The sequence below is a fragment of the Nocardiopsis alkaliphila YIM 80379 genome (assembly GCF_000341005.1).
GTDB lineage: Bacteria > Actinomycetota > Actinomycetes > Streptosporangiales > Streptosporangiaceae > Nocardiopsis > Nocardiopsis alkaliphila.
Genome location: NZ_ANBD01000116.1, coordinates 1 through 23,426, shown reverse-complemented (window position 1 = coordinate 23,426; position 23,426 = coordinate 1). Strand labels below are relative to the sequence as shown.

At 61.5% G+C, this 23,426-nt stretch carries 19 protein-coding genes and 1 pseudogene; 10 read left to right on the top strand and 10 right to left on the bottom strand.

What is annotated here, in order from left to right; genetic code table 11:
* Window positions 1–338 precede the first annotated feature (338 nt).
* The 5 genes from D472_RS0116675 to D472_RS0116655 all read right to left on the bottom strand — a co-directional run bounded on the left by D472_RS0116675 (window position 339) and on the right by D472_RS0116655 (window position 8,949).
* Window positions 339–1,640 carry a hypothetical protein gene (locus D472_RS0116675; RefSeq protein ID WP_239642992.1) on the bottom strand — a complete coding sequence of 434 codons (1,302 nt, stop codon included), beginning with the start codon at window positions 1,638–1,640 and terminating at the stop codon, window positions 339–341.
* 144 nt (window positions 1,641–1,784) lie between these two features.
* Window positions 1,785–2,102 (bottom strand): hypothetical protein, encoded by a 318-nt coding sequence (locus D472_RS0116670; protein ID WP_152447987.1) that lies wholly within the window; start codon window positions 2,100–2,102, stop codon window positions 1,785–1,787.
* Between the two features lie 312 nt (window positions 2,103–2,414).
* The gene (locus D472_RS0116665; protein WP_152447986.1) at window positions 2,415–5,513 is read right to left on the bottom strand and encodes a phosphate-starvation-inducible PsiE family protein; all 3,099 of its coding nucleotides are present in this window, start codon (window positions 5,511–5,513) and stop codon (window positions 2,415–2,417) included.
* Between the two features lie 54 nt (window positions 5,514–5,567).
* Complete coding sequence (locus D472_RS0116660) at window positions 5,568–7,952, bottom strand: hypothetical protein (protein WP_026117775.1); 2,385 nt, start codon at window positions 7,950–7,952, stop codon at window positions 5,568–5,570.
* A 130-nt stretch (window positions 7,953–8,082) separates the two neighbouring features.
* The gene (locus D472_RS0116655) at window positions 8,083–8,949 is read right to left on the bottom strand and encodes a hypothetical protein (protein ID WP_026117774.1); all 867 of its coding nucleotides are present in this window, start codon (window positions 8,947–8,949) and stop codon (window positions 8,083–8,085) included.
* A gap of 1,370 nt (window positions 8,950–10,319) precedes the next feature.
* Between D472_RS0116655 and D472_RS0116645 the strand changes: the two genes are divergently transcribed.
* From D472_RS0116645 to D472_RS28230, 6 genes and pseudogenes are all read left to right on the top strand, one after another.
* Window positions 10,320–10,943: a hypothetical protein gene (locus tag D472_RS0116645; protein ID WP_152447985.1), complete on the top strand. Its 624-nt coding sequence runs from the start codon at window positions 10,320–10,322 to the stop codon at window positions 10,941–10,943.
* Window positions 10,944–11,194: 251 nt separating this feature from the next.
* Window positions 11,195–11,680 (top strand): annotated as a pseudogene (locus tag D472_RS0116640) (DUF6891 domain-containing protein); the annotation flags it as partial.
* Window positions 11,681–12,176: 496 nt separating this feature from the next.
* Window positions 12,177–14,477, top strand: a complete 2,301-nt coding sequence (locus D472_RS25775) for a conjugal transfer protein TrbL (protein WP_026117773.1) — start codon at window positions 12,177–12,179, stop codon at window positions 14,475–14,477.
* A 33-nt stretch (window positions 14,478–14,510) separates the two neighbouring features.
* Entirely contained in the window at window positions 14,511–15,179 is a 669-nt protein-coding gene (locus tag D472_RS0116630) for a hypothetical protein (RefSeq protein ID WP_017605606.1), read from the top strand.
* 67 nt (window positions 15,180–15,246) lie between these two features.
* Window positions 15,247–16,353: a C40 family peptidase gene (locus D472_RS0116625; protein WP_017605605.1), complete on the top strand. Its 1,107-nt coding sequence runs from the start codon at window positions 15,247–15,249 to the stop codon at window positions 16,351–16,353.
* Window positions 16,354–16,355: 2 nt separating this feature from the next.
* Window positions 16,356–17,126, top strand: a complete 771-nt coding sequence (locus D472_RS28230) for a hypothetical protein (RefSeq protein ID WP_152447984.1) — start codon at window positions 16,356–16,358, stop codon at window positions 17,124–17,126.
* A gap of 24 nt (window positions 17,127–17,150) precedes the next feature.
* Here the strand turns inward: D472_RS28230 and D472_RS0116620 are convergent, their stop codons facing one another.
* Entirely contained in the window at window positions 17,151–17,702 is a 552-nt protein-coding gene (locus tag D472_RS0116620; protein ID WP_017605604.1) for a thymidine kinase, read from the bottom strand.
* Window positions 17,703–18,073: 371 nt separating this feature from the next.
* On the opposite strand from D472_RS0116620, the gene D472_RS0116615 reads away from it, so the two are divergent.
* Window positions 18,074–18,988, top strand: coding sequence for an ion transporter (locus D472_RS0116615; RefSeq protein WP_083903504.1), 915 nt, complete (start codon window positions 18,074–18,076; stop codon window positions 18,986–18,988).
* Window positions 18,989–19,281: 293 nt separating this feature from the next.
* Here D472_RS0116615 and D472_RS0116610 read toward each other — a convergent pair whose 3' ends face one another.
* The gene (locus D472_RS0116610; RefSeq protein WP_017605602.1) at window positions 19,282–19,557 is read right to left on the bottom strand and encodes a GntR family transcriptional regulator; all 276 of its coding nucleotides are present in this window, start codon (window positions 19,555–19,557) and stop codon (window positions 19,282–19,284) included.
* Between the two features lie 164 nt (window positions 19,558–19,721).
* On the opposite strand from D472_RS0116610, the gene D472_RS27705 reads away from it, so the two are divergent.
* Window positions 19,722–19,904 (top strand): hypothetical protein, encoded by a 183-nt coding sequence (locus D472_RS27705; RefSeq protein ID WP_083903503.1) that lies wholly within the window; start codon window positions 19,722–19,724, stop codon window positions 19,902–19,904.
* The gene (locus D472_RS0116605) at window positions 19,892–20,314 is read left to right on the top strand and encodes a hypothetical protein (RefSeq protein WP_017605601.1); all 423 of its coding nucleotides are present in this window, start codon (window positions 19,892–19,894) and stop codon (window positions 20,312–20,314) included. Before D472_RS27705 ends, D472_RS0116605 begins: the two co-directional genes overlap by 13 nt.
* Before the next feature lie 340 nt (window positions 20,315–20,654).
* Here D472_RS0116605 and D472_RS28225 read toward each other — a convergent pair whose 3' ends face one another.
* The gene (locus D472_RS28225) at window positions 20,655–21,167 is read right to left on the bottom strand and encodes a hypothetical protein (RefSeq protein ID WP_152447983.1); all 513 of its coding nucleotides are present in this window, start codon (window positions 21,165–21,167) and stop codon (window positions 20,655–20,657) included.
* A 43-nt stretch (window positions 21,168–21,210) separates the two neighbouring features.
* Between D472_RS28225 and D472_RS25770 the strand changes: the two genes are divergently transcribed.
* Window positions 21,211–22,260, top strand: coding sequence for an IS630 family transposase (locus D472_RS25770; RefSeq protein WP_017605600.1), 1,050 nt, complete (start codon window positions 21,211–21,213; stop codon window positions 22,258–22,260).
* A 7-nt stretch (window positions 22,261–22,267) separates the two neighbouring features.
* On the opposite strand, the gene D472_RS0116595 is transcribed toward D472_RS25770, so the two are convergent.
* A complete protein-coding gene (locus D472_RS0116595) occupies window positions 22,268–22,912 on the bottom strand; it encodes a zeta toxin family protein (RefSeq protein ID WP_017605599.1) in 645 nt (214 codons plus the stop codon).
* Window positions 22,909–23,175 (bottom strand): hypothetical protein, encoded by a 267-nt coding sequence (locus tag D472_RS0116590; RefSeq protein WP_017605598.1) that lies wholly within the window; start codon window positions 23,173–23,175, stop codon window positions 22,909–22,911. Before D472_RS0116590 ends, D472_RS0116595 begins: the two co-directional genes overlap by 4 nt.
* Window positions 23,176–23,426: the final 251 nt, after the last annotated feature.

Sequence of the window (23,426 nt, the reverse complement as noted above, 5' to 3'; positions counted from 1 at the left end):
GCCCTTCGCCGGATCGGGGGGCGTGGCCCGTCCTGCGCCCCCTCCTGCCTCCGACCCCTCCTCGGCACCTGTGCCCGGGCCGATCTTGGAGCCGTCACCGGTGTCGGGTCTCCCCTTCGCGACGTCCTGTCCGGCCGCCCCGGATCCACCCAAGGGATTATTTCCCGAGCCGGGGCCCAAGGGTTTGTCTCCCGCCCCAGGGCCTAAGGGGTTACCACTCGACCCTGGGATCGAGGGCCGCGTCCCCCCGGCCCCACCAGCGATTTCCGACATGGTGCCCTCTCTTCTTCCCTTTGCTTCGCTGAATTCCCCTGGATAATCCGCACCATCGATCGGGGTCAGTAGGTGATCAAGACCTCTTCATCCGTGTTGACCGACCCGGATGATTCAACGCCGCGCAACATTACTTCCAGTTCCAACAGAGCGCTGTAGGAGTCGACTTGATAGCCGGTTTTGAGGCGAGAGTAATCCTGATAGGCCGTCGTCATGTTGTTCATGATGTCTCGTAGGGGTTTTATCGACTGATCGGAATGACCGTATTCCTTGAGGTTGTTTCCATCGGTCAGAAGCCATTCGATATCGTTGGCGGAGATGAGGGAGCTTTCTTCATCCGAGGCGCGGGCTTTTTCATTCAGGAAGGTGACGTAAGAGGTTTCTTCCGCAGGCATGATGTCGTCTAGGTAACCTTCATCGACCGAGCCTTTACGCCAGTCGAAGTCGTAACCGCGCGGGTGTACCCAGTCGGTCTCCAATGCCAGTGTGGACTCGTTTTCTTCTTCGGCCTCTTGCCCTGTGATGCTGTCACCGGATATTTGTCGCGGAACTTCAGGTGGTTCGATGAACACTCCGTCCACGTTGACGCGGCTCATCTCTCCGTCATATTCGGCGATACGGTTGAGTGCCGCACGCATCTGAAGAAGTTGCTCTTCCATTTCAGCGCGTATTTCCTCCTCCTGTTCGGCTACCACCAGTTCGTAGTAGAGGGAGTTCGGATCGACACGGCCTCCTTCAAGGGAATTCGCTTCTATGGTGCCGGAGGCGCCGGGATTGAGGAATACGCGCCATTGGTCGAACTCGAGGAAGGAGCCGTCGTCCTGAAGGTCTTCACGTAGTTTTCGATTCGAATCCTCCGAGTAGACCAATTCACTGTTGGCCCGCAAGGTCAGGCTCATGATCTGTTGGGCGAATGGCGCGTCGGACTCGAGGACCACCCCCAGGTAGCCGGTGGAACCGAAGACGACGATGGATCCGGTGATGTCCGTGCTGAGCGCCTGGGTGTCGAGTCGCTCGTTGGAGCCGGTGAGAAAGGCCTGGTAGTTGGCGGCGTCCGCCGAGAACGACCCGGCACTGGAGTCCCGGAACCGCATGAGGACCAGTGCTCGGTCGTTGTCGCTGTTGGTGTAGACCCCCTCGACGTTGCCGGACAGTTCGGTCCTGGACGTGGTGAACGAGGTGGTGTAAAGCGCGGTCTCGCTCAACCGAGCCCGATTGTTGGCGGTGGCCGAAACAATGGTGCCGGTCAAGAGGACGGCGAATGTTACGGTGAAACAGGCGGTTACGACCCCGAATCGCTCGATGGCGTGGTGGGGTCCCAGTTTCATCTTCGCCGCATACGTCGTTAAGGTTTCTCTTAAACTCACGTGACGTTCTCCTGCCGCCTCACTCAAGCATGGGTCGACCCGTGGGAAGCGTAAAGGGCCGACGATTGCTTACGCCGTCGACCCTCATTGGTGCCTACTTTTGCGCTGCCACGTTTCAGGACGATGGTGCGATGGTGCCTTGCCTTAGTCGGTGAGCCCTAGGAGGATCATGCCTCCGCCCAGGTCCTCAATGGTGGTACGTCCACCTGCGGCAATGGTGGAAATAAGACTGAAACCACCGACCATGAGGGCACCGCCGATAAGGATCAGACCGATGATCTTGGCCCAACTGGTCTGATCCTGCTGGGAGGCCATGAGTTTCTTGATGAGGAGAACGCCACCCCAGACGACACCGGCGGTGCCCATCAGGGCGAGGAGGGATCCGCCTGCCACACGCACGTAGTTGGTGGCGCTCTCAAGAAATGAGAGGAGGTCCCATGACGCGGAGGGAAGGTTGCTCATGTTCATTTTCTATGGTCCTTGTTCTCTGGTCCCGGTTTGGTCCGATGAATGTACGCGTGACGTTGGAGATCTCAAGGGGATTGGTTTGAGGAGAGCAACGTCGAGGGTGTGCGCGTTCTAATTAGGACTTTCCGGGCTTATTGTAACTGTCAGGCTTTGTTGGGAGCAACTTTTTTGTCACGCTTCCAATCCGGATGAGGGTGGGTGAGACTGGCGGAATGGAGTCCTCTTCGGGTCCTCAGGGTGAAGCCGAATGGTTCCCTTGAGGTTCCCCATATCGGTGCTCACGGGTTTTGTGGTCGGTGGTTGAAATCACTTTCGCTTGGGGGGCTTGGGCTGACTGGGTGGTTTGGGTCCCTGCCTTTGGGAGCGGGCCCGCCTGGCCGCGTTGGCCGCGGACTCCGAACCCTTGCTTCCACTGGGAGATTTCTTCGGTATCGGCTGGGCCTGTGGGCCCTTCGGGGCGCTGCCACCGCCACCGGTGCCACCGGCTACGCCGGCGACCTTGGAGACGGTACTTCCCACCTCTTGGACCTGTTGGCCCTTCTGGATCTGCCGTTGATGCCGGGCGCTGGGGGCCGGATTGTCGAGTGCGGACTTTCCGGCCCGTTCCGACGCCTGGTTGGCTCGTGCGTTCCCCGCCATGGCCGACCCGCCCTTTTCAGCGGCCTTGCCCGCCGACTCGGCCGCCCCGACCCCGTCTCCGGCCACGCCGCGACCAACGGCGATCGCGGCGTGGCCGGTGGCCTTGACACCGTCCGTCGCCGCACCGAGTCTGTGCTTGTCGGACTCGGCGTAGTCCGCTGCGGACTGCCGGACGGAACCGGCCATGGTCTCCAATGGATCATCGGACAGGCCATCACTCTCGACCCGTCGCCCGAGTGCGGTCTCTCCCGCGGCGTCCCGTTCCTGGGTACTGGGTTCCAGGCCAGAGCCCGATCGATCCTCGCCGAACATCTGGCCGGGGCCCTCCAACTTGCCGTCGGTGTCCACGTCCCCGCTCACCCTGGTCTCATCGCTCTCAGCGGATGAGGAGGACGTCCCATCGAGGCCGCCACCTGCGACGGTGCCACCCGCGCTCGTGCCACGGGGGTTCTTGAGACCGGTGGCGCCGCCCATCGTTCGGTTACCCGAAGCCGACTCGACACCCTTGCCACCCCCGCCGGGCTTGCCCGGCTTCACGTTGTTACCGCCAGCGGGCGGGACCTTGGAGTCGGTGAACTTCTCGACCAGTTTGGTGGTGGTGTCCTCCACGGCCTTGACCAGGGTCTTGCGCAGCCGCATCGCCATGACCGTGAAGACGATGACCACGGTGATCGACAACAGGGTGATCACCATGTGGAGGAAACCGGACGCGGCCAGGAACGACAGGAGGGTCGACCGGCCATCGTTGTCGCCGATGGCCTCGGCGAACGGGGCGGTGATGAACCCGGGGATGCCCAGCAAGAAGCTCTGTACCAACTTGTACATGAACATCGTGATGAGGATTTCCATGAGCATCGCGACCGTGTAGACGATGACCTTGGCGATACCCGAGACCACGCCGAGCACCGCGAAGGGGACCGCGGTGATCAACTGGAAGGTGCGTCGCAGGTTGGCGATCACCAACGCGACGGCGTAACCGACGCCGATGAAGACGAAAGCGCCCAAGAGCACGACGGCGTTGAGCCAGTACACGAAGCTCATCACGCCGGTGCCCACCAGGTTCACCGAGTTGTGGATGGACCGGGTCGCTTCACTGCTGGTCTTTCCCGAGGAATAGGCGGTGTAGGAGGTCGATCCGAAGTCCGTGTTGAGGTAGTTGTACATAGCCAAAGGCGCGAGGTTGCACGCTTTGGGGCTGGCATCATCGTCGTCTTCGGAAAGTTCGAGACCGCAATCCTGGGTACCCCCCGAGGTGCTGAAGCGGATTTTGTCTTCCCCATTCGGGGTGGAAGTCAGACCTGTTCCGTTCTGCACCGCGAGCAGTGGGTTCTTTTGAGGCTCCTCTTTTTTTTGAATACTTTCTGGATCTCCGATGTACTCCTTGAACCAAGAGCGTGCTTCGCCGCTGGTGTTACTGGTCAGAGTCGCCTTGGCCTCGGACTCGAACGAAGAGGCGTTGACGTGGGACCCGTCCATGTAGCGGCGCAGGATGTCCATGACCGCGGAGTAGTGACTTTCCTCGAATCCGGAGTCACCTTCCGCCGGCATGCTCTGGTCCCATGAACCCTCACCGGTGAGTTGCACGGAACTGCTTGGCAAACCCATGGTCTGGTAATTGATCAGTAAAGCCAGATCGGTCACGCCCGACTGGGACGCCCCCGAAGGAGCGTTCTGTTCCATGTTCCACTCGATGACCGCATCATCGGATGCGGGTACACGCAGACGCTGATCCATGGCCCAGCGCTCGAAGTCGACGTAGGTGGAGAGCACCACCTGCGCGGCGGCCGAGTTCTCTTGGTCCGCGGCATCACTCATGACGTTGAGTGCTCCGCTGTACATGGAGCCCAGGAGTGGAACGCCAAGGACGATGAAGAACATGCGAAGGAGAAGCTTTTTCAGCGCAGATCCTTTATTCATGCCCTTGAACATGAGGATGCTGATGAAAAAAACGCCGACGAACACCGGGATTACATAATTCCATGAAGCCTGGATCAAGTGTGAATAAACGATATTGATCCAGTTGACCACCGTATCCAATGGTCCCGGTAAATTCGGAGCTCCCTCTCCGGCGGTCATTCCATCGGCGTAAGTGCTACCGGAGAGAGAATTGACCGCATCGTAGATCAACCTGAAAGGGTTGATCCAGATCAGGGTCTTGAGGATGATCGACCACAGAGCGTCGACGGCGGCCGCGATCGCGAACAGGACGAGGATGAGCCCGCCCGCGAGCCAACTGAAGAATCCGAGGGAGAGACCGGTACTGGTGCTGTCCAAACCCAGGCCATTGAGTGTGGCACCGTACAACGCATAGTCGCGTGCACCCTTCTCACCGGGTACCCCCGAGTCCGTGCTTCCGACCAACGAGTTGTAACCAACGCTGTTGGAGGATTGGGCGATCCTGGAGTCGAGCCATCCCATGATCGGGTTGTAGTTCTCGTCCGGGTATCCCAGCATGGACCCGGCGCTGGCCGGGCTCTGGAGCACTTCCGCCCAGCTGGTCTGTTCCCCTTCCTCCCCCTCTCCCCCGAAACTGACACCGCTACCTGGCTCCTGGGCGGTGGAGAACAGCGCCGTCATCGATGAGGAGAGCCTGTAGAACGACAGACCGTCGATTTCGGGATCTTGGCTTTGGGAGTTCTCATCGTCGGCGAGGACGGTACCGGCGCCCCCCAACAGCAGGGCCAGTGGGAAGACCAGTAGCAGTACCAACACGCCCAGACGTGCCCAGGGACCGGTTCCGTCCTTGCCAGGGAGCAGGCCTCGCAACGCGGGAAAGAGACCCCTGTTCCTCGTACGCTCTCCCTTCTTTCTCTCACCCATCTAAAGCCCCCGCCTCCTGCGGTCGTCCTCGTTCGATGGGCCCGAGGGCTGAACCCGTCTTCCCTGGTTCGAGCGTCGTTCCGGCTTTCTTTCCGACTTCATGCGCTCAGCGCGCAACCGTGCCTGGGCACCTTCCCTGGCCACGCGCTGAGCCCTTTCCTCGGCCTGTTCACCCAGGGCGGCCACCACCGCAGAGGACTGTTCGGGCCTGGCCCGATCACCCTGTTCACGCTGCACCGCCTCGAGGATTCGGGCTCGCCGTTCGGCGCGGGCCGGGTTGACGCCCAGCGGCAGGTCCATGTGGAAGACGACGTTGGTGTGGCCGCGACGCAGGTAGGCCAGGTTCTCGCCACGTGTGGTCACCAGGCGTTCCAGGTCGGGCGGGATGTCCTGGTGCATTTGGCGTTGGTACTCGGTGACGGTCGCGTCACGCATCGGCCCCAGTACGGTCCAGTCCGCTGCGTCGAAGCGGTTGAAGGTCGAGTCGGCGAGCATCTTGTCGACGTCGTTGTACAGATAGGCGACGCGGCCGCCGCGCAGGAACAGGTGGGTGAACTGTTCGGTGAGGTATTCCTTGATGCGGTCGTCGATGTTCTCGCTGCCATGGATGATCACCGTGTCACCCAGCCCGAGGTTGTCGACGGCGAACCCGATGACGTTGACGAGCTGGGCCATCGCCACCCCCTTGCCACGCTTGAGCAGCCGCGAGAAGTCGTAGAGCACTCGTCGGGCGTCGGCCACCCCGTCGACCTCATCGTTGGTGTGGGTGTTGAACAGGTCGCCGTTGTTGTCGAGCAGGTCCTTGAAGACCAGACGCAGGATGTTGTAGGCGTGCAGTGCCTCGTCGTCGCGGGCGGTGGAGTTGGCCAGTGCTCGGTACCGGGTGTCGAAGTAGGTGACGATGTCCTGGAGGCGCGGTACCTGGGTGTGCGGGATGCCCACCACGCGCAACCGGTCCCGATTGTGCTTGGCGTTGCGAACCCACATGCCCTTGTCGATGTAGAACTGGGTGAGCGTCTCCTTGAGGGAACCACGGATGATGGAACGGTCCGATTCGGTGGTCTCATAGGCCTGTTCGGCCATGAGGACGACCTTCTCCAAGTGGGCGGGGAAGATTCCGAGTTCCTCTTCGGGGTCGCCGAACATCTCGAACATGTTGATGTCGCCCGAGTTCATGTCCAGCCGGGCGGTGAGCGAGTCCAGGCGCGGGCCCAGTTCGTCCATGCGAGCACCGTCCAAGATGATGTGCACGGTGCGGGCATTGGCCAACAGGGCCGCCTGGGAGATCTTCGACCCCCACATGTCGGGCACGTGCGCCCGGTTCAGTACCGGGTTGACGCTGTTGTCGGCCACGACCACGTGATGCTCGTAACCGTTGACGTCGAAGAGCACCGCGGAGTTGTTGACGTCACCGATCATGGAACCGACGTATTCCCCCGCCGGGTCGTTGAGACCGTTGGTGACCAGGGAGTGGGAACCGGCGAACTCCACGCTGGTGAAGTGGAAACCCTTACCGCGCTTGCGCTCGTTCTTGCCGAAGAGGTTGGTCAGTTCCTGGCGCTGCTCGCCGGGATAGGCGGCGACGGTGAGGGTACCGAACCGATCGATGTAGAGCCGAGAGATTCGCTCGACGGCTTCGTCCAAGACCTTCAGGCTGGGGGCCCGGACCAACAGGCGGTTGTGCACGTGCAGGTAGCTGGCGCCGTCTTGGAGTTCGCCCGCGACGATCTCCATGTCGTCGCTGACCTTCGCGGCCTTGCGACGAGAGGTCATGGTGCCCGCTTGGGCTTGCTCGCCCTCTTCGAGACGATCCAGTTTCTCGACCGTCTTGATCTTTTCCTCGATCCACTTCTCACCCATGCGGCGGACCTGTTCGAACACCACCACGGTGACGTTCTCCGGCATCCCGGTGGGGATACGGTTGATGCCCCAGAACGCGGCGAAGTCGTCGCGTGCCCCGTCATCGTGGAAGAAACCGAGGACGCACGCGTAGCGATCATCGACCTGGAAGTAGTCGCTACGGAAGACGTAGCGTTCCTTGGGTTTGATCGCGAGCAGGTGGGGATGATCGTCGAAGGTGCCGGAGAGCCGGCGCGACTTCTCCTTTTCGGCACGTGGTTCTTCGGTGTTGTCCGCGGACGGATCGCTCTCGGTTCGTTGGTCCTGGGAAGCCGCGCCTCCAGCGGCCTTTTGCGTACGTTCCTTCAATTCGGGGAACAAAGCGTCGAACGACTCGGTGCTCACGTTCCCCTGCGGGCGGCTCCAAGGGTCAGGGGTCGTCTGATCCGTGTCCGATGAGGGGCGGCCGCTCGCCGAGAGCGCACCGGGCAGCTGCTCATGCGAGGTTCCCGCCGCACTACCTGGGAACCGTGCGCTGGAACTCATGCGTGCCCTTCACTTTCTCCGCATGTCTCATGCGATGCTCTGCCTGGCCTCAGATTCGGACTCATGTTCCGAAACCAGGCCCTGTCCTGGATGATGATTCGGGACAGGACATTCGAGGATGATGACCGTTTCACCGGTTGGCGGTGTAGATGGTCCTTAGCATGTCGTAGAGGTCATCGGAACCCAGCATGGTGGCCTGCTTGATCATGAGACTGGAATTCTCGACCTCTGCCTTCACCAGGGCGTGTGCTCGACGCAACGTTTCCAGGTCGTCGGCCTTGAGAACCAGGTACTGGTGGATGGAGGTGAACTGCCCGCCCACGTAATCCTTGAGGATCGAGTAGCGTTCATCGAGCAATTCGAACAATTCGGGGTCGCGAACCTCGAGGCCCTGGTTGAGTAGTTCCAGGTTGCCGAGTTGGCGATAGACCCGTTGGGGTTCCTTGGTGGTGATCCAGATGTAGTCGACGCCGGTATCGATCTTGCGCCAAAAAGCGTCGACACGGTTGAGGATGGCTTTCTTGTCCTCGTCGAAAACCAGTACCGAGGCGGAACCGACCACGAGGTATACCTGGCCGACGGTGCCGTCCGACCATTCGATGTATCCGGTCTCGTCCACGTTCTTGATGCCCGTCACCGAGGAGAAAGGGGTGGGATCGGAGTCGCGTCGAGTGATGACGTGGCGAGACTGCTTGGGCGTGTACTCCACGAGGGCGGGAAGGGACGTGAACCGCATCTCCTTGGTCTTGGAGTACTGGCCGAAGAAGGCGGTGGCCGCCAGCCACCAGACGACCACCAGGAAGATGAGCCACCAGTCGGCGCTGGACACGAAGGTGGAGGTGCAGACCCAGAACAAGGCCATCAGGGAAACGAGCCAGAACAGGATCACCTTGGTCGGCACCGGGCGCATCTGCCACCCACCGCCGGCCAGAGCGATGTCGTGGTCCAAGAAGGACCGGTCCAAGCTGGTGGGGATCTTGAAGATGCTCTTGGCCACGCCGTTCACTCCGTTTCCGCTCGTAGACGAGCATCACCTTGCAACTACGGGAATCGGCCCCTGCGATTCCTCCACGGGGCCGCCCACGTGAGTTCTCCCTGCTCCGAAACTTCCTGGAGGGTCAGGGATGAACCGCCATCGATCGTCCTCAGGGCCTCTGGCCAGGGCCGATGCGCTGCCTACCGGACACCGGTTCCGCCACCCATGGCCGGTCCCACGGGGCCGGGAAAGACGTTCGCACTCCGTTCCGGAGTGGAAAATGACCAGGAACGCCTCAAGGGTGGAAAGGGAATCCTCGACCGGGGGGAGTGGGCGGCCCGGTGGGGTACGGGGCCGGGGAAAGACCGTGTGCGCATAAGTGCTGAACTGCTCGGCGATCGCGAGGATCAGCCTGCCAGGGGAGGGAGCGGGTCCCCTGACCCTTCGCCCTTGCGAACACGAGCGTGTTCGGGGGTGACTCCCGCTCCTTTTGTGGGGTGAACTCGAACTTCACGGGTCTGCTTCTCCGCTCTCGTGCCACACGGCCTGATGGCCTCGTGCGGTGTGAGTCGCGCTGCGCGTAGCCGTGGTTCTCATTCTGCCAGGATTTGTTTCCTTTTGTGGTGCTCTGTGGCGTCCTGGGGAAGGGAAGTGATGGGGTGGTTCTCGGTGTTGTGCGAGGTCACGTGCGTGCTGGGGGTGCGCGGGGTGGCGGAAAGCGAGAGGTGGCCGGTATCGGCCATGTGATGAGATTCATGGTTTCCGCTGTGTAATGGACTTCGAGGTCTCAGGAGTTCGCCTTGTTTCCCCCTGAACGCTGTTCCCCGAGGCCAGGCCATGGGCCTGGGGATCGGCCTTGATGGCTTCGCCTCTCTCGGGCTTCGGGGGGTGAACGTGACTTCTTCGTGATGAAAGCCGGATTTCGGTCGCCCGGATCGGTACGCTGCAGGAATCCCTGGATGGTCGCACTCGTAGGGGGTGCTCAACGACACCGGTGCCTTACGGCCAGAGTGCTCGCGCTCTGCTCCAAGGCCGCACGTCCTGTGGACTCCGGCCTCGCGCTCGCAAGGAGGAACACCTGGTCAAGGAGCAGTCGGGCATGTAGTGGAACACCCCGTGTCGACCTGTCGTCCACAAGGCTCTGGAGGTACGTGAGGCTGAGGCATCCTTTCGATTTCTTGTGTGGAGGAAGGGTTTATCAGGATCTTTGCAGTTCAAGGGGTGTCTTTGTGGCTTCTCCTGTGGTCGGGTAGTCGACCGTTGAATTTCAGATGCTGGTTGGCCCCGCGTGGAAAACCGGTTTGTGTAGGCTTTCCAGCGCTTGCCACGTCGAGAGTGGCGGCGGAGTACTACCCCCAGCCGAAGACCGAAAGCGCGGAATCCGAATGAAGATGACTGAGATCATCAGGACACCCGGCCTCGTGGCCGTGGGCATGACGGTTTTGCTCACCCTGACAGCGTGTTCCGGTGGAGCGGAGGGTTATGACTTCACCGAGCCCTTGGCGGAGGGTGTTCCCAGCATCGAGTTCACGATCCCCCGGGAGCTAGCGGAGCTGAACGAGGAGTACGTCGAGAACCGTGTCCTTGACTCTGTCACCGTCAGCGCGGCTGATTCCGAAGACCCCTCGGAGTGCGCGGTGGAGTATCGCTTCGACTACGCCGATGGGGGTCTGGAGCGCCTCCTCGAGCAAGCCGAGAGTTCGGACATGGTTTTGGAAGGCACCAGCACCGTGGAAGACCGCGTGGCTAGATACCTGGTCGACCTGGGGGTGGAGTACCTCGAGTTGGCCGAGGACTACGGTTCAGCGGTGGTGCCGACTACCTGTGTGTCCTCCCCGGAAGAAGACCACACTGCTATCGGCAGGAAGGTGCTCTTCCCATGGGTAAAGGAGGGGGATCGTGAGAACCTGGCCACCGCCCTGGTGACCACTATGCGGTCCGGTGACCTGTACGTTCACGAACCTGAGGTGCAGGGCTGGCAGGTCGACTCCGACGGTAACTGGATCAAGAAGTAGCGACGACTCGTGACCGTCCCCGGCTCCCTGCGCCCAAAGCCAGGTGCCGCACCTCGGGGCTCCTCCGTCTCACGCTGGTGGCCGTCGACGTCTGCTTTCGGTCGGACCGGCACAGTGACCGGAAAGGGCTGGGGAGCCTTGTCCGTTCCTCCCACACGGTGCCCCTGGGGCTGACACATTGAGCGGATGAGTGACGACTGGGCGATCGGTGAGGCCCCCACGCGGCCCTTCGGGAGGCCGTACGGGTCACCACCGGACGCCAGGGCTATGACGAGATCATCGATCCGCTCACCGAGGAGATCGAGGAGAACCGAGGCCCGCCCCAAGGGGAGGCACCTGGCCCACACCTGTTGCGCGAGTACACCGACCCTGCCTTCGCCCGGCACCTGCGTGCCCAACGGCGCTGGCCCGTGCGCACCGAGGCCGACCGCCTCGAACGCGCCGGCCAGGCCCTGGACGCGCTCGGGATCTGCTATTTCGAGGCCCTGGAATGCTGTGATGGTTGTCTGGCCGAGGCGGGTGGCCAAGCCCACCGATGTCGGCCGGTGGTGGAACAGGACCCCCATTGGCTGGGACTGAAGGGGGCCAGGCATGGGAGGGCCGACGTACACATCGGTCCGGGCCGGCGCCGTACCCTCCTTCGCGTTGGCGATCCCGAAGTCGGTCAGGACCGGCCGGTGGTCGGTGAACATGATGTGTTGGGTTCGCCGTCGCATTGCGTCACCCCCACCGTGTGAGCGGCCCGTAGACCGCCCAACAGGGGCCGGAGCGAGGGGTGGCCGAGTCGTTTCGGCCGGTCGGCAATGAGGACTGTGGGTCCCACGGAAGCCGAGAATGGTACTTGGTCCCAGTCTGATTGATTGCTGTATGTCCAATTTCCGCCGCGAAGGGTACTGTGACGCCGGTCATAGTCCGACTCGGATAGCAAATTGTGGCCTCGCGGTTTTTGGGGGTTCTGGATGTCCAGCCAAGGTCTTTACCTGCACGAACGTCCGCGAAACAGTGATTCGTCCCCCAGGTGCCGGTCTGCTCCGGGAAGGAAACAGGAAAACAGAGGCGTTGCACCTGCCCCCTGACCCGGTGATGACGCACCATGGAGGATGGGGTAAAGACATGCGGGGGCCTTGTGGCCGCGGCGATCGCGTGCCGGACGGCGCGTAGGCGTGTGCGCGGCGCGAGGCCTCCTGGTCTGCCAACGTCCCCGGACGCACACACGACGCAGGAGCTCAGCAGATGACGCATCAGCACGTCCACCGGCGGGGATGGCGACGCCTCCTGATGACGTTCTTGATGCTGAGCGGGTTCATCCTGCTGCCGCTGACGAGTGCGACGGCGAATCCATTGTGCCCGGGACAACCGGCGCCACTTCCAGAATCCGCCGGAAGTGGATCCGATGGACTGCTGGTCCCACCGCAATCCCAGTCCGCGATCGAGGGGTCACCGGACGGACTTCCTCCCGACGCGAGTATGTACGGCCAGTATGGAACGGCCGGACAACAGTGGCACATGATCACCGAATCCTGTGTCGATGGAATGGCCAATGGCGCTCAAGCGACCTTGGCGAACTCCGCCTGGGACCTGTCGAAGACCATCAACCAGTCGACGATCACCGTTTACCAGGCAGCGACCTCTGACGGACTCCTCGCGAGTTTCACCGAGACGGTCGAGAACGTCGTCGTTGCGCTGCGGGAAGGGGTCTGGCGGCCCCTGATCCCGACCATCGTCATCCTCGGCGCGATCTGGCTGGGTTGGTACGGGCTGATCCGTAAGCGGATGACCCTCACGATCGAGTCCACGGTCTGGATGGTGGCGGCCACGGCACTGGGAATGTGGATCCTGATCAACCCGGCCCAAGTGATGGGCCTGGGCAGCAGCCTGGTGAACTCGGGCACGCAGCTGGTGACGAGCGCTGTCGGGCAGGTTCCTTACGGGGGCGGTTCCGGAACATGTCCAGCCGGCGCCACGCCACCGGAGCGTGCCGATTGGGAATCCGAGGCGGACTTCCAGGTTCGACGCAACGCGGACATGATGTGGTCCAGCCTGGTGTGCCAACCGTGGGTGGCCGGGCAGTTCGGTAGCGGGGATATCGCTGAATCTGCATCCTTCGCTCATGCAGCTGACCTAGTCAATGCTCAGGCTGTCAGCCGAATCGAGCAGAAACAAATTGTGGACGGAGAGTTGGATGCAAACACGCTGATTTCTGAGAAACAGGAATCTTACGAGGCTATCGCTGCTGATGTCGAACAGCAGTATCCGAGTATCTATCCGCTCTTCTCAGGCGAAGATCAAGGAAGTCGAATCGGGGTCGCAACTCTGGCACTCTTCGCTTCGATCTTTGCTGGTGGCTTGATTCTCGCGGGATCAGTTGCGCTGATCGTTTTGAAGATCGGGTTCATGTTGCTCTTCATGCTCTCCCCGATCTTCCTACTCATCGGTATCCACCCAGGCTACGGACGCATGGTGTTGCTTCGTTGGGTGGAGTTGATGGTGGGCTTCCTGCTCAAACAGATCTTTGTCGTGTTGCTGATCGCCTTGTTGGTCATGAGCTACGGCCTCGTCATGTCGACACCGCTCGGGTGGGGCTTGCAGATGATTCTGCTCGCTCTGTTCACACTCGCGCTCTTCATCTACCGGAAGACCTTCGCTTACCTCTTCGCCTCGGTGAACGCGAACACCTTCACCTCGCGGATCGTCAGCGACGCGGCTCAAAGTCAGGCACTGGGCAACAGCGCGGCCGCGCTGCCTCCGGTCGCCTACCTCAAGGCCCAGAACTGGGGTCGCCGCCGTGCGGGCTTGATCGCTGGTGCCGCCGCAGGCGTTCCGGCCAACGGCGCGACCACTCCCGGGGCCACGACCGATACCCGAGCACCTGAGGAGACCCCAGGAGAGGTGGGCGAGCCGACTCGGGTGCGAGGCACGAGCGGCTACGGCAGGGTTCGTGAGAACGAGAGCGCGCCGCCGCTGAACGTCAACCGTCGCGACGCCGCCACCGCTACACGCTCCGGTGAGGCTCGACGCGCCACAGAACAGGCTCCGAGTCTTTCCGGCGGCACTTCGGGTGGTGGGAAGATCCCGCCCCGCCCGGCGGGAGGCTACACCGGCACGGGGGATACCGGTTGGGCTTCGGTCTTCGGTAGCAGTGGCCGGAGCGATAGGCCGTCCGCTGGTGGAAGTGGGAGCTCCAGTGATCGTGTCACCGGGAACTCTCGTGCGGCTGGCTCCGAACGTCCCGAACCCAGCAGTGGCCGTGGCATCTTCAGCGGCCGAGAGAACACACCGGCACAGGGCAACCTCGGGAGTCGGGGTTCTCGTTGGGGGACCCCCAGACAAAGGCGTGAACGTCCCGCGCCCCAGAGGCAGGCACGGCCGGCGTCGCCACCCCCGAGCAGTGGTCGGGGTGATCGCGAAGGTGGTTGGCTGAGTGGCTCCGAGAAACGTCGGGACAACGCACCGATCACTCCGTTCTGGGGTGAGGGTGGAAACACCACTCGCGACCGTAAGCGCGATGTGCCCTTCTGGCTGAACGATGACTAGGCCACTGAGCAGACGACAAGGCAACTGAGCACCATGCCCAACCCTCTCCCCGAACGTACTCAGCGACTGGTCGTGATCGGTCTGATCGTTGCCCTGTCGGGTTTCGGGATCTATTTCAGCCTCGGTGGATTCGGTGTGGACGAAGAAGGGGTCGCAGGACCACCTCGGGAGACCGCTCCTTCGCAGGGGGAGATCGAAACGCCCAGTGATCCCGGGGGGCTCGCCACGGTCCCGCCGAGTCCGATCCCGACCACCGGTACCGAGGACATGGATGTGCTCGGATGGTTTCCCTTCACGGAAGAGGAGTTCCAGGCGGCCGGGGCGACAGCGAAGGCGTTCGCGGAGGCATACGGGACCATCGACTACTCCGAATCCCCAGAGGCCTACTACTCGGCGATGGAAACCCTCGCCACCGATGAGTACGCCGAGGTCCTATCCGACCAGAATCGTGCCGGAGCCTTCTGGGCGGAGATGAGTGAGGCGGAAGCGGTGGCGGAGGGCCGGGCCGAGGTCGAGTCGGTTCGGACCTTCGGAAGCGACTCCATCACCTTCGTGGTCACGGCCCAATCCATTACGGAGACCGGAGACTCCGAGTTCGATGAGGACCTGGGCGAGTTCGCCATCACCGTGACACAGGATGGCGGTTCTTGGGCCGTCTTCGACTTCCAGCCTGCCGATGCGGGGCAGTTCGGGGAGGAATAGCACGTTGATCTGGCAGCGCACACCCCCGGTCTCTGAAGCAGGTGGCTCATGCCTGACTCGAATCGGCATGGTCGCGGTGATAGGTGTGGTGGGCCTGGTCTTCCTGACCCTGATGATGATTCCGATGATCACCAACAATTCCAATGTTGGTTCGTGGTTCGCCTCAGGAGTGATCTGTGGACCCAACGCCGACGCGGAACAACCCGGGACCAGTGAGTACGCCATGGACTCCATTCCTGAGAACTACCTGGAGCTCTACCAGGAGGTTGGGGAGGATCGGGGGGTTCCATGGAACATCCTGGCGGGGGTCGGTCAGGTCGAGTCGCACCATGGACGCTGGGACGGGCCCGGTATCACGGAGGGGCACAACGACTGGGGCGCCGCAGGCCCGATGCAGTTCGGTTCATTGGATGGATCCGCGGCCGGCAACAGCTGGGGAGGTGAACCGATCATGCCGGTGGAGGAGCGCCCTGAGCAGGGTTACGGGGTGGACGGCAACGGTGATGGGATCGTCAACGTCTACGATCCGGCCGACGCCATTCCCGCTGCGGCTGATTATCTCCTGGCCCACGGTATCGAGGACGACGTTCGTCAAGCGATCTACGGCTACAACCACGCGTGGTGGTACGTGGATGACGTACTGGAGTGGGCCGATCGGTACGCGGAAGGTGACTTCAACACCACTGATTCCATTCGAGCCGCAGTGATCTGTCAGGTCGATGAAGAAGGTGTAGCGATCGGGCGAGCACCTGATGACTTGACTCAGGCCGTGGTCGATTGGGCCTTGGCCCAGCGAGGTAAGCCGTATATCTGGGGTGGCACCGGCCCGCATGGTTTCGACTGTTCGGGGCTGACGATGAAGGCCTACGAGAGCATCGGCGTGACGGTTCCTCGGGTTTCCCAGGATCAATGGAACTTTGGTCCGAAGGTACCCATGGGGGAGGAGCAGCCCGGCGACCTGGTCTTCTTTGATGTGACTCGATCCAGAGAGCCCCCGGGCCCGGGACATATGGCGATGGTGATCGGCGATGGCCTGATGGTTGAAGCGTGGTGCACCAACTGTGGACCGATCGCGGTGCGCGAGTACGATGACCCCAATCGTGCGGACATCGTGGGTTTCACCCGTCCGCTTGAGCACCCTGAAGTGAAGGCTCAGCTGGAAGCGCAGGCTTAACCTTGTCGGACACGACCGCTGAAGAAAAATCGAAGCCCAGGGAGCCGGCAAAGAAGGGACTACACGGCTGGAAGGCCGCACTGGCGGTCTTCGGCTGCGGCACCCTCGCTGCTTTTGGGGTCTTCGGTGTCGTTCTGGCGCTTTTGGGGACACTGGTGTCAAGCATATCTCAGGGGGTAGCCCCTGAAAAAGAAAATTCTGTCCCCCCAGTTGTGGATTCAGTAGAACCTAGGGAAGAATTTCTTGAAGACAAGTTCGATTTGTGTGCGATCATTGATTCAATCAGTGCGGCAGGTCTGAACTTGGAGCCTGGATATCCGGAGCCCCTGGATAAGGGGTTTGAGGGAGGCTCTCCGTCCCAGGGGGACTTGGTCCGTTCCGGTGAGTGCTCGGGAAAGGTGTTGCTGGGATCTGCGCAGTATGACCCACTGGATTTCTATTTCTCCTATAGGTCAATCGTATTTCATCCAATGGATGGAAAAGATGATGTATCAAGGGAGGATTTGGAGCTGTGGAAGTCTGAATTCGAGCAAACTGAAATTAATATATCCCAGTCTGGCCCTTCTGGGTTTATGGACGAGGCCTATTATTTCTATGGCATTCCCGGGGGTGGGTCGGGTAGCTTTTACCACCTTGTGTCGAGAAAGCGCAGTAGTGTCATCAGTATGCACCTGAGTTCTCCTCAGGAAGTTCCTATTTCTGCCTACCAGGGTGCTGTCAATAAATTTGAAAGGCGACTCGATGAAGATCTCAATGGTTATATCCCCGAGTGATCATCAGGGTTGTCCGAAGTCCGGCTAAGCCACACCGGCCATGAAGTGGTGACGGCACAGGGTGGTGTAGGACTCGTTTCCGCCGATGTGGACCTGCTCACCCACGTACACCATCACGCCATCCACGACCCGTGCGTTGTGCGTGGCGCGATTGCCGCACCAGCAGCGCGCATAGACCGGCAGGACCTCTATCTTGTCCGCCAGCTCCACCAGGCGCTTCGACCCTGGGAACAGCTGTCCCTGAAAGTCGGTCAGGATCCCATAGCAGTAGACATCGATCCCCATCCCGTCGACGACACCCGCCAGCTGGCCCACCTGCTTGTAGGACAAGAACTGGGCTTCGTCGAGGATGACGTATGGGGCCTTCCTGTCGGCGACGTCGTCGTACAGGTCCAGGGTGTCTCCGACCTCGATGGCGGGGGACGTCAGGCCCAACCTCGACGAGATGATCCCGGAGCCGGCCCGGTCCTGCTTGGTGTACAGCACGCCCTCTCCGCCACGGGAATGGTGCTCTTGGAGAGCCATCGTGCTCTTGCCCGAGTTCATCGAACCGGTGAAGTACTTCAGCTCCGCCATGTCTCTTCCTCGGTCGCGGGCGCTGGGCAGGGGCGCCCCGGAGCTCACCGAGGCCAGAGGTGAACATACCAGCGGTGGGGTTCGCCGTGGCACTCGCTCCACCCTGTCGCCAGACCAAGCGTCGCCACTTCACGCCTGTCAGGGGGTGTGGACGCATTGCGGGCTCGTAGGACCTCACGGTGCTTCCGGCCCGCCTGCCGTGCTCACAACTTTCTTCCTGGTCACGCCGTCGTACCCTCTGGAAAGCGCGGTCTCGCGGAGGCGACGAGGGAGGCGTTCGAGCACAAGTGAGAGGCGCTTCAAGAATTGACATAGCTCTTCGATATATTTGGGCGCACCTGTCCTGATTCAAGGTGGCGGCGCGGAGGTAAATGGTGACATTACGGCATGGTCAGGTCACGAAAACAGTAGAGAGCCGTTGGTTCTCCAACACGATGTTCATGGTGATTCTGGCCAATGCCGTGATATTGGGTTGGGCCACTTATGGGGATTCTGCACTTCCGTATCTAATGATCGCCGAGCGGGTCACCATCGGTGTGTTCGTCATCGAGATGGCCTTGAAGCTCTACGCCTGGCGAGGCGGGTTCTGGAAAGACGCCTGGAACTGGTTCGACTTCGGGGTGGTGGTGATCTCGCTGGTGCCGGCGGCCGGACCGTTCGCCGTGTTGCGGATCCTCCGGGTGCTGCGGATCCTGCGGCTCATCACCGCGGTCCCGCAGATGCGGCAGATCATCGGAGCGCTCTTCAAGGCGGTACCCGGCATGGGTACGGTGATCGGGCTGCTGTTGATCGTCATCTACGCGTCGGCGATCCTGGGGCAGCAACTGTTCGGGGAGACCGTTCCAGAGTTCTTCGGCGACCTGGGCACCACGCTGTACACGATGTTCCTGCTGATGACTACGGAGAACTGGCCCGACGTCTCGGACGCGGTGATGGAACACCACCCCTATGGGTGGATCTTCTTCGTGCTCTACATCGTGCTCACCGCGTTCATCATGCTGAACCTGGTGATCGGTGTGATCGTCACGTCGATGGAGCAGGAGTTCAGCGCGGGCCGCTGGGAAGAGGACCAAGAACTGGAGCTGGTGCAGCACAAGGCGGTGATGGACCGCTTGGCCGAACTCGGAGCCCAGGTCGAACGCCTGGAGGGGATGTTGGGGTCTCAGGGCAGGGATTCTCACGCTGGTCCCCCCGCGTCCACCGCCCCCTTCGCGGATCGCCGCGAGGCCCCCTCCATTTCAGCGGAGGACCCCGGCCCTGAGACCGCTTCCCGAGGCGACGCTTGAGTCCCCACATAAGTGCGCACCTCTGGGAATTGGAAAGGTAGGAGGTCCGCCGAGGTCGAGTAGAAAAACCCGGCGGACCTTTCCCGCCCTCGGTGATGATTATGTAGCAGTCGAAGGGGCTCTGGCGACTGTTCCCAGAGGTCTGGTGGAGGGTTTCTTCATCGGGGCGTCCCTTATGGGGGCGAAATAGACAAATTCCCGAGGGAGATCTCGGATTCGTGCTTCCTGGAACCTCGGGAGAGGTTGTCCGTTGCCTCTGGGGGCATCCGAATCCCTTTGGCCTTGGGTAGGAATCAGTCCTTAGGTAGGACGAATACACCTTTGCCCGGAACGATCCTTACGTGGCCCTTCTCTTCTAGGAAGGCTGTCGTCTTCTGGACTGTGCCTCTGGCGAGCCCGAACTCCTGGACCAGTCCCGCGATGCTCGGAATCGGTCGGTTCTCGGGATAGTCACCCCGCTCAATGCGTGCCAGGAGGACTGCGGCCAGTTGCAACCAGACCGGGTCCGGCCCTTCGTGGTCGAGCTCGCTGTCGGCGCTGTAACCAGTAGGAATGCTCGCTTCACCCATGTATCCGACGGTGGCATGGGGTGACCGGCATCATTAATCTCAGTCAGGCTATGGCAGTGCATGGCATGGTCAAGGTATGGTTACGGTGTAGTGATGAAGAAACCCCGGCGGCGTGCTGGAACACGCCCCGGGGCCATGGCCGACCTGACAGGACAGGACGACAGTTGAATATCCTACTGGCCCTATTCGCCATGCTCGTGCGCCTCTCCCGTCCCTCGCGGGGGCTGCACACCTCTCCCTATGGCTACACCCACCAACTCGCCTCGGAGGTCCGCCGCCGCGCTCGTCGAGTGCGGCGCTACGCCAGGGACCTCCCCGACGCGAACGTGAGGGTGTGCTGCGCGTGAACCTCCACGTTCCCGAACACTCTTGGGCCACCGAGGCCGATCGTTCCGACGCCCTGGTCGCTGAGATCAGCCGCCTCCTCGCAGATCCAGGCCGTTCGTCCCATGCCACTCGCACGCTCGCCCGAGTGGATCGCCTCTTCTTTGAACTCGACCGGCGCATCCGCACCGGCCTGCCCCTGCCCACCAGGTGGCTGGCCTCACGTGTTCGCCCCTCCGCTCCGCCAGGCGCGCGAGGGATCGCCTACGACTACGCCAACCATTGCTATGACTCATTGAGTGAGACGCTTCGGGAGGGCGGGGGAGTGGTGGTCGCGTGGCGGGCCCTGGCCGAAGCCTCACGGCATTGGACGCGACTGAACAACGCCCTCGTCGAACGTTCTCCGCTTCCCGAGCCCTGGTTGCGGGAGTAGCTCCGTCCCAGGGGGGAGCCCGCCCTGCCTGCGGAGTGAGCGTGGCCGTCCACGTCGAGGTGGTCTCGTGCGCCGTGGTGCCGTGGCCGTCGCCCTTGACTCGCACAGTACAGGTGGGGGCCGATGGCTTCCGCCACGGGGAAGAAGGAGACCTCACCCCACCCGGTCGAGGGAGAGCGATGGGCTCCTTCCTCCTTATCCATCGATGCGGGGACGAGGCCGGACGCCTCGTCCCCGTCGCTGCCCACAGGCGGCCGCATTCGCTGTCCGAACCTTCCAGGACACCGAAGACCACGGTCCTCACCCGGACCGGTGGTCTTATCGTCTTGGAGTATTCCGATCAGAGTTCGGGTTCTACGTCACGTGGTCGTTGTTTCCGTGGACGGGTGCGGATCTGGTCCGGGAGCAGTGATGCGGCTCTCGTCGATCCCTGCCTTTTGGGTCCTTTTTTCGCTTTCCGGAACTCCCCCAGGAACTCTGATTTTCTGGCCTCGGTGGCGTTGAAGAATTTATTTGGGGAAAGCGGAAGCTTTGAATTGTCCGCACCATTTTTTCCTGCAAGGAAGACGATCTTCTGTAGGGCCTGGTGGCTTTGGTGTACTTTTAGTGCTTCTTTGTCGCCAGGGTGGGCTTGTTGAAAAATTATGTCGGCGGAATCGTGTAGCTTCAGGAATGTGGGGGCCGTTACCGGGTTGAGCTCATTGCGTCGAATCATCTCGCTCGCATGGCTCCAGTAGTCATTGATCCACTCTCTCGCCTCTTCTTGTGAGAAGGGGAGGTTCCGGTGGCGTTCTAGAAACTTTGCCGCCTTGGGAGGGCGAGTCCAATCTCCGTTGGAGTCACGCTCGTTCACATATTGAGCTGGAATCTGTTGGTTCCTGTGGTGTTACAGGTACATGAGCGATGACGATGACCTGCGTGTGGACATGCGCAAGCTCGCACCCGCCCAGCAGGAAGCCCTGCGGATGCGGGTGATGGGCGCGATCAACGACGGTATGAGCCCAGCCCAAGCCGTGCGCGTCTTCGGCGTCAGCCCCGACTCGATCCATAACTGGCGCCGCCGCCAAGAAGCAGACGGCACTCAAGGCCTACGCTCGGGCAGGCCGGGCCGAAAACCCGGTGAGCGCACCAAGCTCACCCCCGCCCAGGAACAGGCCCTGGCCCAGGCGCTCTTGGACTACGAACCCCAACAGTTGGGGGTGGGCGGCACCCTGTGGACCGCCGTCAAGGTCGCCGCCGTGGTCCAGGACTTGTTCGGCACCACCTTCACCGACCGGGGCATACGCAAGATCCTGCGCCGCCTGGGGTTGACCTTCCAACGTCCGGACCGGCGCGCGTTCCAAGCCGACCCCCAGGCCCAACAGGAGTGGACCGATCACACCTACCCGGCCCTGCGCGAGCGGGCCCGGGGAGAGCGGGTGATGTTCGCCGACCAGGTCGGGGTGCGCTCGGACCACCTGGCGGGTCGCACCTGGGGGTTGAGCGGGCACACGCCGACCACCACCAGGAGCGGCAACCGGTTCGGTGTCAACGCCATGAGCGCGATCAGCCCTACCGGCAAGCTGTACTTCACCGTGTTCGAGGGGTCCTTCACCGCCCGGGTGTTCATCGGCTTCCTGGACCGGCTGATCAAGCACTTCAACACCAAGGTGCATCTGGTGGTGGACCAGCACGCGGTCCACCGGTCCAAGGCCGTGCGAGCCTGGGTCCACGATCATGCCGAGCGGATCGAGCTGCACTTCCTACCGCCGTATTCACCGCACCTGAACCCTGACGAGCTGGTCAACGCCGACCTGAAGCGGTACCTGGCCGATGAGGTCATCACCGACCGTCAACGTATGCAGGCCCAGGTGCGTTCGTTCTTTCGTAGCGTTCAGCGGCTCGCGGGCCATGTCCGGGGTTACTTCCAGGCCCCGTACACCAGCTACATCACCAGAACCATCTAGTTCCGGCTCAATAAAGATCTTTTCCTGATCTATCCGTGACAACGGCACGAGATATCGATAGCGATTTTTCCAGAGCTTTTAATGTTTCCGGAACACCTTCGTAAGCTTCATCGTGGGCCGCAACGCTGGTCCAGCGCCCCTCGCCCGAGTAGAGGTATCGGCCGACCGAATCGAGGAGGCTTCGGTCGGCGTTGACCGCGAGCGCGGAAACTTCGACCGTGTATCCTCCCCATTTTCTATTCGCAAACTCATCGGCATTGCCGACCACCATTTCGGTGTTACGAAAGGTTCCTTCGAGGAGAAGGTTGTAACCCTTCTCCCTGGCATGCTCTACGCTCATGCCGATCCACTTGCCCGAGGCCTGTGCAGTGACCTCGGGCATGATTTCAGGGTTCTCCCTCATGGCCCTGGTATAGTCCGGATGGTACTGTCTCAGCTCGTCTCCGATGAGCACGACCATGTCCGGATGGCGCGCGGCCAGAGCGTTGGCGGCCTTGGTTTTTCCGGCTGCGGGCTGAGCCCCCACCAGAGCGAGAACGGGTTTCCCCTGAGACGGCTTGTGGCCTGAGAATACGTGCCTCTTCACGTATTTTTTGAATCGATTCTTTAGCTCTTTATCCCCGAGGGTGTAGCGATATCCTTTTTCGTTCACCGATTTTCCAGTTCTTCGAATTCGGTCTTGAGCTCGCGGATCATCGCGACCATGGCCTCTCGGTCATCGTGGTCGATGTTCTTCTTCCTGGCCCGGACGTCAAAGGCTTTCTCCACGAAGCGCTCTTCTTCTTCGGGGGAGGAGGAAGTTTCCGCCAGGTGGATGTATTCACCGCCCAGCCGTGTCGCCACATCGCTCAACACATCGGCAACAACGGTCAGAGGGGTAGAGGTGTCCAACATCCGATCGGAATAATCGGCCATGTGAAACTCCTTTCTCGGTGAGCCGAAGTGTAACGTAAATCGGCTCATGTCTCTGAGGTGATTTGAGTGGCTTGCTGCCGGTCAGGTCCTTGACCTGTAATGATGGGACCATGCTCTTCTCGATCAGGGCACGCCCTCTGACGAGGAAATCGCAGCACTGGTCGCCAGGGGTCCGTCACCATCCGTTCCCTGGGCCGGCAGTGGCAGGGCGATTTCAAAGTTGATCGCCTGCCCAAGACCCCAAGTGACGC